General features: G+C 40.4%; 11 protein-coding genes. 10 read left to right on the top strand and 1 reads right to left on the bottom strand.

Going from position 1 to position 14,019, the window contains the following annotated elements; all coding sequences use genetic code 11:
* Positions 1–344 precede the first annotated feature (344 nt).
* Complete coding sequence (locus CYK16_RS00985; protein WP_101776484.1) at positions 345–2,231, top strand: sucrose-specific PTS transporter subunit IIBC; 1,887 nt, start codon at positions 345–347, stop codon at positions 2,229–2,231.
* A gap of 149 nt (positions 2,232–2,380) precedes the next feature.
* Positions 2,381–3,268: a fructokinase ScrK gene (gene scrK / locus CYK16_RS00980; protein WP_101776483.1), complete on the top strand. Its 888-nt coding sequence runs from the start codon at positions 2,381–2,383 to the stop codon at positions 3,266–3,268.
* Positions 3,269–3,310: 42 nt separating this feature from the next.
* On the opposite strand, the gene CYK16_RS00975 is transcribed toward scrK, so the two are convergent.
* A complete protein-coding gene (locus CYK16_RS00975) occupies positions 3,311–3,928 on the bottom strand; it encodes a TVP38/TMEM64 family protein (RefSeq protein ID WP_000076168.1) in 618 nt (205 codons plus the stop codon).
* Positions 3,929–4,110: 182 nt separating this feature from the next.
* Here CYK16_RS00975 and CYK16_RS00970 point away from each other — a divergent pair, with 182 nt between their 5' ends.
* The 8 genes from CYK16_RS00970 (at position 4,111) to cysE (ending at position 14,010) form a co-directional block, all read left to right on the top strand.
* Positions 4,111–4,440 carry a MazG-like family protein gene (locus tag CYK16_RS00970; protein ID WP_023943615.1) on the top strand — a complete coding sequence of 110 codons (330 nt, stop codon included), beginning with the start codon at positions 4,111–4,113 and terminating at the stop codon, positions 4,438–4,440.
* A 15-nt stretch (positions 4,441–4,455) separates the two neighbouring features.
* Entirely contained in the window at positions 4,456–6,186 is a 1,731-nt protein-coding gene (locus CYK16_RS00965) for a DNA/RNA helicase domain-containing protein (RefSeq protein ID WP_060805888.1), read from the top strand.
* A 45-nt stretch (positions 6,187–6,231) separates the two neighbouring features.
* Positions 6,232–6,642, top strand: a complete 411-nt coding sequence (locus CYK16_RS00960; RefSeq protein WP_374702228.1) for a YbgA family protein — start codon at positions 6,232–6,234, stop codon at positions 6,640–6,642.
* A complete protein-coding gene (locus tag CYK16_RS00955) occupies positions 6,626–6,988 on the top strand; it encodes a TIGR02328 family protein (RefSeq protein ID WP_060805887.1) in 363 nt (120 codons plus the stop codon). Before CYK16_RS00960 ends, CYK16_RS00955 begins: the two co-directional genes overlap by 17 nt.
* Before the next feature lie 243 nt (positions 6,989–7,231).
* Complete coding sequence (gene metE, locus CYK16_RS00950) at positions 7,232–9,481, top strand: 5-methyltetrahydropteroyltriglutamate--homocysteine S-methyltransferase (RefSeq protein WP_101776482.1); 2,250 nt, start codon at positions 7,232–7,234, stop codon at positions 9,479–9,481.
* 101 nt (positions 9,482–9,582) lie between these two features.
* Complete coding sequence (gene metF / locus CYK16_RS00945; RefSeq protein ID WP_049516293.1) at positions 9,583–10,449, top strand: methylenetetrahydrofolate reductase [NAD(P)H]; 867 nt, start codon at positions 9,583–9,585, stop codon at positions 10,447–10,449.
* Positions 10,450–11,163: 714 nt separating this feature from the next.
* Positions 11,164–13,377: a polyribonucleotide nucleotidyltransferase gene (gene pnp, locus CYK16_RS00935; RefSeq protein WP_101776481.1), complete on the top strand. Its 2,214-nt coding sequence runs from the start codon at positions 11,164–11,166 to the stop codon at positions 13,375–13,377.
* 15 nt (positions 13,378–13,392) lie between these two features.
* Entirely contained in the window at positions 13,393–14,010 is a 618-nt protein-coding gene (gene cysE / locus CYK16_RS00930; RefSeq protein ID WP_101776480.1) for a serine O-acetyltransferase, read from the top strand.
* Positions 14,011–14,019: the final 9 nt, after the last annotated feature.

Raw genomic sequence — 14,019 nt, 5'->3', positions numbered from 1 at the left:
AGTAACCGTTTTCGATAAAAAATGCAAGCCTTTTATGTTAAAAAAGAGAAAAAGCTGTCAAACGTTTATCATAAAATAAAAGCAGGAAATCAATCATCTATCTACAGAAAATTGAAAGAAAGTGAAACAAATTCCTTTTTAACTCAGATTCTAAACTATTTTTTTAAAGAATACTTTCATAAAACTCTCATAATCTATCAAAATAAAAGACCTTACTCTAAGAAACAAATATTTTTTCTGCAAAACGCTTGACATATTTTTGAAACATGATAAAATAAAAGTCGTAGGGCGAATAAAATCGCTTTCAAACAAGAACAAAATTTTATATAAGGAGATTTTTGCAAATGAACAATCAGGAAATTGCAAAAAAAGTCATCGATGCCTTGGGCGGACGTGAAAATGTCAACAGTGTTGCCCACTGTGCGACTCGTCTTCGTGTCATGGTCAAAGATGAAGGAAAAATCAATAAAGAAGTGATTGAGAACTTGGAAAAAGTTCAAGGTGCTTTCTTTAACTCAGGTCAATACCAAATCATCTTTGGTACTGGTACAGTAAACAAAATGTACGATGAAGTTGTTGCACTTGGTTTACCAACATCATCTAAAGATGACATGAAAGCAGAAGCTGCTAAACAAGGGAACTGGTTCCAACGTGCTATTCGTACTTTCGGTGACGTTTTCGTTCCAATCATCCCAGTTATCGTAGCGACAGGTCTCTTCATGGGTGTGCGTGGTCTTTTCAATGCTCTTGAAATGCCACTTCCAGGAGACTTTGCAACCTACACACAAATCTTGACAGATACAGCCTTCATCATCTTGCCAGGTTTGGTTGTGTGGTCAACCTTCCGTGTATTCGGTGGAAATCCTGCCGTTGGTATCGTTCTTGGTATGATGCTTGTTTCTGGCTCACTTCCAAACGCTTGGGTAGTCGCTTCAGGTGGTGAAGTAACGGCTATGAACTTCTTTGGTTTCATCCCTGTTGTTGGTTTGCAAGGTTCCGTTCTTCCAGCCTTCATCATCGGGGTTGTCGGAGCAAAATTTGAAAAAGCTGTCCGCAAGGTCGTTCCAGATGTCATTGACCTCTTGGTAACACCATTTGTGACACTTTTGGTGATGTCTATCCTTGGACTCTTTGTCATCGGACCAGTCTTCCACATTGTTGAAAACTATATCCTTATTGGTACAAAAGCAATTCTTGGCTTGCCACTTGGTCTTGGTGGTTTCTTGATTGGTGGGGTTCACCAATTGATCGTCGTGTCAGGTGTGCACCACATCTTCAACTTGCTTGAAGTGCAATTGCTTGCTGCTGACCATGCTAACCCATTCAACGCTATCATCACTGCGGCTATGACAGCTCAAGGTGCTGCGACTGTTGCGGTTGGTGTTAAAACTAAAAATCCAAAACTGAAAACACTTGCTTTCCCAGCTGCTCTTTCTGCCTTCCTCGGTATTACAGAGCCTGCTATTTTCGGGGTCAACTTGCGCTTCCGTAAACCATTCTTCCTCTCATTGATTGCTGGTGCAATCGGTGGTGGATTGGCTTCTATCCTTGGACTTGCTGGTAATGGTAGTGGTATCACCATCATCCCTGGTACAATGCTTTATGTTGGTAACGGACAACTTGCCCAATACCTTCTTATGGTAGCTGTATCATTTGCACTTGGTTTTGCTCTTACTTACATGTTTGGTTATGAGGATGAAAAAGAAGTTGCTACTGAAGTAGAGACAGAACGTTTGGTCCAAGAAGAAACAACTGGTAACATTCCAGCAACTCTTCAAAATGAAACACTTGTAACGCCTATCGTTGGTGATGTTGTCGCTCTTGCTGATGTCAATGACCCAGTCTTCTCAAGTGGAGCTATGGGACAAGGTATCGCTGTGAAACCAAGCCAAGGCGTGGTTTATGCACCAGCTGATGCTGAAGTTTCAATCGCCTTTGCAACAGGACATGCCTTTGGTTTGAAAACAACTAATGGTGCTGAAGTCTTGATCCACGTTGGTATCGACACTGTAACAATGAACGGTGAAGGTTTCGAACAAAAAGTTGCCCAAGGTGATAAGGTTAAAGCTGGCGATGTTCTTGGAACATTTGACTCAAACAAAATCGCTGCAGCTGGACTTGATGATACAACAATGGTTATCGTTACAAATACAGCTGACTACGCTTCAGTAGCTCCAGTCGCAACAGGTTCAGTTGCGAAGGGGGATGCTGTGATCGAAGTGAAAATCTAATCAATCCTCTCTAATGTGAAAACGAACAAATGACATGTTTGTTCGTTTTTGCTTGAATGGTAAGATTTACAGAGGAAAATCTAAAAAATAGAGAAATTTAGACTTTCGAAATATGCTATAATAAAGAAAATAAAAACAAGAGGTTTATCATGACAAAATTATATGGAAGCTTGGAAGCGGGCGGTACAAAGTTTGTCTGTGCTGTCGGTGATGAAAACTTTAACGTTGTAGAAAAAACACAATTTCCAACAACAACTCCAATCGAAACAATCGATAAAACCATTGAGTTCTTCTCAAAATTCGACAACCTTGCTGGTCTTGCAGTTGGTTCATTTGGTCCGATTGATATTGATAAAAACTCAAAAACCTATGGCTTTATCACAACGACTCCAAAACCAAACTGGGCAAATGTGGACTTGCTTGGTGCCCTTCGCCGCGCCCTAAACGTGCCAATGTACTTCACAACAGATGTAAACAGCTCTGCTTATGGTGAAGTGGTTGCCCGTAACAATGCTGGTGGTCGTATCGAAAACTTGGTTTACTACACAATCGGTACAGGTATCGGTGCAGGTGTTATCCAACGTGGTGAGTTTATCGGTGGTGTGGGTCACCCTGAAATGGGTCACTACTATGTTGCTAGACACCCAATGGATATTGAAAAAGAATTCAACGGTGTTTGTCCATTCCACAAAGGATGTTTGGAAGGCTTTGCGGCTGGTCCAAGTCTTGAAGCTCGTACAGGTATTCGTGGGGAAAATATTGAACTCAACAACCCTGTTTGGGATGTTCAAGCCTACTATATCGCTCAAGCTGCGGTTAATGCGACAGTGACTTTCCGACCAGATGTGATTGTCTTTGGTGGAGGGGTCATGGCTCAACAACACATGCTGGACCGTGTCCGTGAGAAATTTACATCTCTTCTCAATGGTTACCTACCAGTACCAGATGTGCGTGAATACATCGTGACGCCAGCAGTCGCAGGAAATGGTTCTGCTACTCTTGGGAACTTTGTTCTTGCAAAAGAAGTTTCAAAATAAAGCACAAAATCCGCTTGGGAAACCAAACGGATTTTTTATGTGTCAAAGCATTTGCCAGAAAAAGTCAATAATATAGGTTAGACCGTAGGTATAAACCACGAGGGTAAAGGGCTTAGTCAGAATGATGATGGTCATATAGCGCTTGAAACTCATCTTGGTCAGGGCAGCCAGCATACAGAGAAAGTCAGCTGGACTAATGGGCCAAATCATCATAAAGATAAAGAAACGGTCAAAACGATTGCCCTTATCCAACCAACCAATATACTTGTCATAGGTGCGCTTGCTGACGACAGACTGGACAAAGGCAGCCCCATAGAGACGCACCAGATAAAAGATAATGGCACAGCCAATCACGATGCCGATATAGTTGTAGATCGTACCGATGATGTGGCCGTAGATAAAGACGCCAGCCACCGAGGTCAAGGCTCCTGGAATGATAGGGACGACCGTTTGTAAAATCTGTAAAAAAATAAAGAGAGGTGGCCCCCAGATACCTGCCTGCTGGATAAAGGCAGAGAGGGTTTCCTTAGACTGTAAAATCCCAGCCTGATAAGCCCAAATACAGAAAATCAAACTTCCAACTCCACCGACAATCGATGAGATATTGATAACTTGCTGCAGAAGGGGAGAAACAGCTTTCATTTGTTTATCCTGTGACATGTAAACTCCTCATAGATAGTATAACTCTACTATACCATATTTTGGAGGAGAAAGGGGGAAAGGATTGTTTTGGGATTAGAGGGAATTTCAAGAATTTAAACCTAATTTTATTCCAATTATAAAATTTAAGAACGGGTTTCATGATATAATGTGTATAAGTAAATTGATGTTGGAGAAAATAAATGAAATCAACAATAGAGAAAATTAATAAATTTCGAGATGATCGGGATTGGAGAAAATTTCACAATGAAAAAGATTTAGCTATTTCTATCTTGCTGGAATCTAGTGAACTTCTAGAATTGTTCCAATGGAAGCAGCCTGAAGAAGTTACAACAAATTCTCTTGAAAGAATTAAAGAAGAACTAGCAGATGTGCTAATATATTCAATGATGTTAGCTGATAATTTACAACTGGATATAGAACAGATTATTGAAGAAAAATTAGAAAAAAATAAAGCGAAATATCCTGTTAAATTAAGCAAGGGGAATAATAGAAAATATACTGAATTATAGTGTTGAGTAACTGATATGAGTAAAATATTGAAACCAGTAATTGAAGAAGTAAAATATGAAAGTGGTTCATTAGACACTTTACAGGAAACTTTAAAAATCAGTTTTCGTGATGAAAACAAGATGCTATTGTTTGAGTATCCGACTATATATATTGTAAATGATAAAAATTCTGATGGATATAGTGTTTATGTAGGTGAAACAACAGATATTGTACGTCGTACAAATCAACATTTAGGTGAAATTAGAGAAGATTGGACTAAATTTTCAAAATCAAATACTACTAAAATGTTTGTTATAGGTCATCATCACTTTAATAAGTCTTTGACACTAGATATTGAGAATAGACTAATGTTGTATTTATTAAGTGTTGATAATGTTTCAAATGTTCAAAACAGACGAGGGAATCCTCAAAATAAATATTATACTTCTGATGAGCTTGATGAGATTTTTACCAAAATTTGGAGTTCGTTAAATAAGAAAAATAAGTATTTATTTCCAGCAGAAAGTATTGTTAGAAATTCTGCAATTTTTAAATCTTCCCCATTTCATAAATTAACCAATGAGCAATTAAAAGCGAAAAATGAAATCATTTTTAAAATTACATCAGCACTTAGTAAGAACGAGTTTGGAACTTTAATCTTGGTTAAAGGAGAAGCTGGTGCTGGTAAAACTGTTTTGATGAGTTCTTTAATCGATGATCTATTAAATTCTGATGACACGGATTTCCTAAGAGAAAATAATGCAATTAATTTGGTTGTTAATCATGATGATCAATTGAGTGTCTATAAAGAAATAGAGAAAAAACTTGAATGGAAGAGTGGTTCAACTATTGATGTTGCTATGAAACCAACTCAGTTTTTAAACGCACTAAAAAAGCAAAATGCTAATGCTGGTATAGTTGTTATTGACGAAGGACACTTACTTTTGACTGCAAAAAATCAAGCTTATCAAGGTGGTAATCATTTAAAGGATATACTATCAAAATCGAAAGTAGTAGTTTTAGTGTACGATGATAATCAAATAATGAGTAAATCTCAAATATGGGTAGATGATTCATTTTTGACTTTACAGCATCAAGCGAGGCTGTCTGGCAATTTAATTGAATTAAATAATCAAATGCGTATAAAAGCTAGTGAATCAACAATTAGTTGGATTAGAAATATTATTGATAAAAGAGAAATTACCAAATTAAAAGAAGATAATAACTATGATATCCAGATATTTAATTCTCCCAAGGAATTACAGGATGCTATTAAATTAAAAGATGAGAATCGTCATTTAGGGATTTCTAGGTTAATAGCAACTTATGATTGGGAATATAGTAGTCAATCTAAACCTGAATCTAAAGATTATTGGTGTGTGGAAATAGATGACTGGTCTTGTCCTTGGAATAGAGAATTGAGTAGGGATAGGAAAAACTCTAAACTTTCTTGGATTGAACAACCACAAACTATTGGTGAAGTAGGATCCACTTTTACTGTGCAAGGTTTTGATTTGAATTATGCTGGAGTCATTATTGGTCCATCGGTTAAATATAGAGATGGTAAAATTATGTTTGATATCTCTGCTAGTAAAAATAAAGGAGCAGTTCAAAATAGGAAACTCGAAAATGGTGAAATGAAAAATTTTGGTGAAGATCTTTTAAAAAATGAATTAAATGTTTTACTTACAAGAGGAGTAAATGGACTCTATATCTACGCAGTAGATGAAGAACTTCAAGCGGCTTTAAAAAAGGCAATTTTATAAGATTATAAAGTAGGAATAGATATTTCTGAATCCAAACATGGTATAATGTCAATTATGAATAACAACCAACGTGCCCTTTGCCAACAACTCTGGGCTAGAAACAAATACCTCGTTTTGAGTCATTCCAGCAATATTTACAATGAGATTCGTCAGTATCTCAAGAATGAAGAGGTGGAGGTGAGCATGGTTCAAGAGATGATTGACCGTGCCTGCCAGATTCCAGAGCACAGGGGTCAGGTTTGCAATGCCTTTCAGCATATTTGGGGCTATTTCAAAAAGAAAGCGACAGATGCTGAGCGCAAGGACTATATGCTCCTGCTGGATCGCTACCGCTTTGGTCAGGATTCTAAGGAAGACTTAATCACTAAGACTCGAGAATTGCTTGATCGCTATCCAAATATCTACTTGCAACATTCGAATTTATTGAAAGGAGATTGTCATAAGACTTTGGCATGAGGCTTTGATTTCACAGCTTCCTCGTCCTCAACTCTTGGGGCAACATCGAGAGTGCGGTGCCCTCCGTGTCAATGGCTGGGGCAGAAAGCATGCGACGGTTGACTATGTCTTTACCCACTCGCCCTATCGTCTCTATGCCTATCATGACTTGATTATGAAGGAGATGGCTAACCGAGGCTATAAGGGCAGTCCAAAGTGGATGGACAAGAATTACCGTGGTAAGACCTGCACTCCTTATCAAGACTTAGTAGAGGAGAAGTTGACTAGTCCTATATACAGCGAACATGACGCGACCTACTATGAGGAGTGTCTGGCAAATCTCCGAGAGAAGGGGATTGACTTATAGTCTTTTCTAATAACAAGCCATAGTCACTTATAAGAATTACTAATAACGTGTTTGAGTATTTTAACAAAAATACAGCAAAAAACAAGCCACACAAAGGATTTGAGTCATGTGTCTCAGGTCTTTTTCTTTTGTCTAAAAAAGCGATATAGTTTTAAACTATACCAAAGCCTAATTTTTTACAATTATACAGACGCATTCTTTTCTGTTAAGATAGTTTCAACAACAAATTTTGGAGGACACATCATGTCAACTACAATTATCGGTTTCCCTCGTTTGGGCGAATTCCGCGAATTAAAATTTACAACTGAAAAATACTTTAGAAAAGAAATCTCAGAAGAAGAACTTTTGGCAGCAGCAAAAGAATTGCGTGCTAAACACTGGAACATTGTCAAAGAAAAAGGCATTACTGAAATTCCATCAAATGATTTTTCTCACTATGACAACTTCCTAGATGCAGCTTTCCTTTTCAACGTGGTGCCTGCTTCAGTTCAAAACTTGGACTTGTCTGACCTTGAGCGCTACTTTGCTTTGGGTCGTGGTTACCAAGGAGAAAAAGGAGACGTTCGCGCCCTTCCAATGAAGAAATGGTTCAACACCAACTACCACTACATCGTTCCTAAATTTGAAAAAGACACTCAAGTTAAACTTGCAGGTCACAAAATTTTCGATGAGTTCCAAGAAGCAAAAGAACTTGGATTGAACACTCGTCCAGTCCTTGTAGGTCCATTCACTTTCCTTCAATTGTCAGACTTTGAAGAAGGCGTGAAAGCAGAAGATTTCGTAGACAGCTTAGTGGCTGCTTACCAAGAAGTTTTTGCTAAATTGGCTGAACTTGGTGCAACTCGCATCCAATTGGATGAAGCTGCTCTTGTAAAAGACTTGACAGCTGAAGAAAAAGCTCTCTTCTTGAACCTTTACAACAAACTTTTGGCTGACAAAAAAGGTCTTGAAGTCTTGCTTCAAACTTACTTTGGTGACGTTCGTGACGTTTACGCTGACCTTGTAAACTTGCCAGTTGATGCTATCGGTTTGGACTTCGTTGAAGGTAAGAAAACTCTTGAATTGGTTAAAGGTGGTTTCCCAGCTGACAAGACTCTCTATGCAGGTATTGTCAATGGTAAAAACATCTGGCGTAACAACTACGAAAAGAGTTTGGCTATTCTTGAGCAAATCCCAGCTGAAAACATTGTTTTGACTAGCTCATGCTCACTTCTTCATGTGCCATTTACAACTGCTAATGAAGAATTTGAACCAGCTATCTTGAACCACTTTGCTTTCGCAGTTGAAAAATTGGATGAAATCCGTGACTTGGATGCTATCCGCAATGGTCAAGGTGAAGAAGCACTTGCAGCTAACAAAGAACTCTTTGCGACTGAACGTGTTGGTGTTAATGCAGAACTTCGTGCGCGCATCGCTGGTTTGACAGACGCTGACTACACTCGTTTGCCAGCCTTTGCAGAACGTGAAGCTATCCAAGAAGAAGCTTTCAAACTTCCAGCTCTTCCAACAACAACTATCGGTTCATTCCCTCAAACAAAAGAAGTTCGTGCTAAACGTTTGGCTTACCGTAAAGGTGAATTGTCTCAAGAAGAGTACGACGCTTTCCTTGCTGAAACAATTGACGAATGGATCAAATGGCAAGAAGATATCGACTTTGATGTCCTTGTTCACGGTGAATTTGAGCGTAACGACATGGTTGAGTACTTCGGTCAAAACTTGTCAGGTTACCTCTTCTCTAAAAATGGATGGGTACAATCATACGGTATGCGTGGGGTGAAACCACCAATCATCTGGGGCGATGTCACTCGTCTTAACCCTATCACTGTTAAATGGTCTAGCTATGCACAAAGCCGTACAAACAAACCTGTTAAGGGTATGTTGACTGGACCCGTTACCATTCTCAACTGGTCATTCCCACGTGAAGACATCTCTATCAAGGATTCTACTCTTCAAATCGCCCTTGCTATCAAGGATGAAGTGCTTGACCTTGAAGCTGCTGGTGTGAAAATCATCCAAATCGACGAGGCTGCTCTTCGTGAGAAATTGCCACTCCGTCGTAGCGACTGGTATGAAGACTACCTTGACTGGGCAATTCCTGCCTTCCGCTTGGTACACTCAACAGTAGCACCAGACACACAAATCCACACTCACATGTGTTACTCAGAATTTACAGATATCATCCCAGCTATCGACAACTTGGATGCGGACGTTATCTCATTTGAGGCTAGCCGTTCAAACCTTGAAATCTTGGACGAACTCAAAGCGAAAAACTTCCAAACAGAAGTGGGACCTGGGGTTTACGATATCCACTCACCTCGTGTACCAAATGAAGGCGAAATCGACAACACAATCGAAGCCATCCTTGCTAAAGTGCCAAGCAAGAAAGTTTGGATCAACCCTGACTGTGGTTTGAAAACACGTGGTATTCCAGAAACAAAAGAAAGTTTGATCCGCCTTGTGGAAGCAGCTAAAGCTGCGCGTGAGAAATTGTAAGATAAGGATTTCTCAAGAAGCACTGTTTGGTCAATCTGCCTGTTTCACTTGGATTCTAAGAGTCCAGCTAACGAAAAATCAACTAGAAAAGGATAATGACTATGTCACGCCAAACACCGTCACTCTCATTTGAAGTGTTCCCTCCAAACCCAGCCGTGGGTAATGATAAAATTATTTCTGCTCTTCAAGATATGCAGGAGTTGGCTCCCCACTTTATCAGTGTGACTGCCAGCAATAATAAATTTAATATCAAGGAAACGACGGTTCGTTTGGCTGACTTTATCCAAAATGACTTGGCGATTCCTACTATTGCTCACTTGCCAGCCATCTATTTGACCAAGGACATGGTTGCTGAAACCATTGCCGACTTAGACAAGGTTGGGGTTCAGAAAATCTTGGCTCTTCGTGGGGATATTATCCCTGATGTGGAACCACAAAAGGATTTCCGCTACGCAACCGACTTGATTGAGTTCATCAAGGAACAAGCCCCTCACTTTGATATTGTTGGTGCTTGTTATCCAGAAGGTCATCCAGATTCACCAAATCAGATTTCAGATATTCAAAATCTTAAGAAGAAAGTGGATGCAGGTTGTTCGAGCCTTGTAACTCAGCTCTTCTTTGACAATGAGCGCTTCTATGATTTTCAGGACAAGTGCATCTTGGCTGGAATTGATGTTCCTATTCATGCAGGGATTATGCCAATTCTGAATCGAAATCAGGCTCTCCGCCTCTTGAAGACTTGTGAGAATATCCATCTTCCACGCAAATTTAAAGCCATCTTAGACAAGTATGAGCATGACCCTGAGTCGCTCAGAGCAGCAGGACTTGCCTATGCAGTGGACCAAATCGTGGACTTGGTAACTCAGGATGTTGCCGGTGTGCATCTCTACACTATGAACAATGCTGAAACAGCAAAATACATCCACCAAGCAACCCATGCCTTGTTTAATCATCAGTCTCTAGGATAATAAAAAGCAAACCATTCTTCTCAAGTGAGGGGAATGGTTCCTTTTTAATGGTAAAGACCGCACTTTTTAAGAAAAATATGATAAAATAGACTCTGTACGTACTTGATACAAAGATGAGGGTATTTAGGTTGTAGAAGTTTGTTTAAAGTTGATTATTTTTTAAACAAAATCTGATAATGTGTGTCTCAAAAAAACAGGAACGGAGTGAGTATTTAAAAGATATTTCACGCTATCGTGGTATCCTAGATGATAACAATATTATTATCTAAGACGGGATTTTTGAGAGTAAAATAGTTCGGGGAACTATTTTAGCCTGAGCATAGAAATGAAAAGGCGAAGTGATTAAAAATTACCATTGGATTTCTAAAATCATCCACTGGATAATTTTACCTCCCGTCCGCACTATTTCAGGGAAATATCAAAAAGATACTTAATTGAATTTTGGCCTCATTTCTTAGGAAAAAAGATAAGCTTCCTAGCACTCATCGAGTGCGGCATCACCTTCCTATTTTCTACAGAAATGTTCGGCAAGTCGAATCGTCCAAAATATCTTGAGCAATTGAACCCGGCCGAAAAGCTGTGTAAAAAAGATAAACTGTCTTGTCTTCATCGAAGACTTCGTCAGTTTCCTATTTTTACTTTGCTTTTGACGTCCTTAGTATCTTGATCTTTGTAGGCAAGGCGTATAATTACATCAATCCAAAGGGGATTAAAATGACAAAACAAGTGTTTCAAACGACTTTTGCGGGTCGTGAGTTAATTGTAGAGACTGGTCAGGTTGCCAAGCAAGCAAATGGCTCTGTTGTTGTACGTTACGGTGAGTCAACTGTCTTGACTGCTGCCGTTATGTCTAAGAAAATGGCAACTGGGGATTTCTTCCCTCTCCAAGTCAACTACGAAGAAAAAATGTATGCAGCCGGGAAGTTTCCTGGTGGCTTTATGAAACGTGAAGGACGTCCTTCAACAGATGCGACTTTGACAGCGCGTTTGATTGACCGTCCAATCCGTCCTATGTTTGCGGAAGGTTTCCGTAATGAAGTACAAGTCATCAACACAGTACTTTCTTATGATGAAAATGCATCTGCACCAATGGCTGCTATGTTTGGTTCATCATTGGCATTGTCTATTTCAGATATTCCATTTGACGGTCCAATCGCTGGGGTACAGGTGGGCTATGTAGATGGTCAAATCATCATCAACCCTACGCAAGAACAAGCAGAGCAATCTCTTCTTGAATTGACAGTAGCTGGGACTAAACACGCTATCAACATGGTAGAGTCTGGCGCTAAAGAATTATCAGAAGAAATCATGCTGGAAGCGCTCCTTAAAGGGCACGAAGCGGTCAAAGAATTGATTGCCTTCCAAGAAGAAATCGTTGCAGCTGTTGGTAAAGAAAAAGCAGAAGTGGAATTGCTTCATGTTGACGCTGAATTGCAGGCTGAAATTATCGCAGCCTACAACAGTGACCTCCAAAAAGCTGTCCAAGTAGAAGAGAAATTGGCTCGTGAAGCTGCAACTCAAGCAGTCAAAGACCAAGTAACTGCTGTTTACGAAGAAAAATATGCAGACCACGAAGAGTTTGACCGTATCATGCGAGATGTGGCTGAAATCTTGGAACAAATGGAGCACGCTGAAGTGCGCCGTTTGATTACAGAAGACAAGGTGCGTCCTGATGGTCGTAAGGTCGATGAAATCCGTCCTTTGGATGCGGTTGTTGACTTCCTTCCTCGTGTGCACGGTTCAGGTCTCTTTACTCGTGGACAAACTCAGGCTCTTTCAGTTTTGACCTTGGCTCCGATGGGAGAAACTCAAATCATCGATGGTTTGGATCCAGAGTACAAGAAACGCTTTATGCACCACTATAACTTCCCACAATACTCTGTAGGGGAAACTGGTCGTTACGGTGCGCCTGGTCGTCGTGAAATTGGTCACGGTGCTCTCGGTGAGCGTGCCCTTGCTCAAGTCTTGCCAAGTTTGGAAGAATTCCCATATGCGATCCGCTTGGTAGCTGAGGTCTTGGAATCAAACGGTTCTTCATCTCAAGCTTCTATCTGTGCGGGAACGCTTGCTCTTATGGCTGGTGGTGTGCCAATCAAGGCGCCAGTAGCTGGTATTGCCATGGGACTTATCTCAGATGGAAATAACTACACAGTTTTGACAGATATCCAAGGTTTGGAAGACCACTTTGGAGATATGGACTTCAAGGTTGCTGGTACTCGTGACGGGATTACAGCCCTACAAATGGATATCAAGATCCAAGGGATTACTGCAGAAATCTTGACTGAGGCTCTTGCTCAAGCCAAGAAAGCTCGTTTTGAAATCCTTGATGTGATTGAAGCAACCATTCCAGAAGTTCGTCCAGAATTGGCTCCAACTGCTCCGAAAATTGATACCATCAAGATAGATGTGGACAAGATTAAGATTGTCATCGGTAAGGGTGGAGAAACCATCGACAAGATTATCGCTGAAACAGGTGTTAAGATTGATATCGATGAAGAAGGAAATGTGTCTATCTACTCTAGCGACCAAGATGCTATTAACCGTGCTAAAGAAATTATTGCTGGTCTGGTTCGTGAAGCCAAAGTGGATGAAGTTTACCGTGCTAAAGTCGTTCGTATCGAGAAATTTGGTGCCTTTGTTAACCTCTTTGATAAGACAGATGCCCTTGTTCATATCTCTGAGATGGCTTGGACGCGTACCAATAATGTCGAAGACTTGGTAGAAATCGGTGATGAAGTTGATGTTAAGGTTATCAAGATTGATGAAAAAGGACGTGTGGATGCTTCTATGAAAGCCCTTCTTCCTCGTCCTCCAAAACCTGAACGTGATGAAAAAGGTGAAAAATCTGAGAGACCTCACCGCCCACGTCATCACAAGGATCACAAACCTAAGAAAGAATTTACAGAAAAACAAAAAGATTCAGAATAAGAAAAGGAGAAATGTATGGGATGGTGGCGCGAAACCATTGATATCGTAAAAGAAAATGATCCAGCGGCCCGCACCACTTTGGAGGTTTTGCTGACTTATCCAGGTGTCAAGGCCTTGGCGGCCCACCGTCTTTCGCATTTTCTCTGGAATCATGGCTTCAAACTCTTGGCTCGTATGCACAGTCAGTTTTGGCGCTTTTGGACTCAGATTGAGATTCATCCGGGTGCTCAGATTGATTCAGGTGTCTTTATCGACCATGGCTCTGGTTTGGTGATTGGCGAGACAGCGATTGTTGAGAAAGGTGTTCTCCTTTATCACGGAGTGACTCTTGGGGGAACAGGGAAAGACTGTGGGAAACGCCATCCGACCGTTCGAAAGGGAGCACTCATATCAGCCCATGCCCAAGTTATTGGTCCTGTAGAAATTGGTGCAAATGCCAAGGTCGGTGCTGCAGCAGTTGTCGTAGCAGATGTTCCAAGTGATGTGACGGTTGTCGGTATTCCTGCTAAGATTGTCCGTGTTCATGGTAAGAAGGATGAGCCGGTCATTCACGAAGTCGAAGAAAAACGAGAGTACTACGTCAATAAACTCGAGCAGGCTAAAGAAGCCAGTCACAAATCGTCTGGGTTGTAGAGGATAGCT

The sequence above is a fragment of the Streptococcus oralis subsp. dentisani genome (assembly GCF_002860905.1).
GTDB classification, from domain to species: domain Bacteria; phylum Bacillota; class Bacilli; order Lactobacillales; family Streptococcaceae; genus Streptococcus; species Streptococcus oralis_BA.
This window is presented reverse-complemented; position numbering and strand designations above follow the sequence as displayed.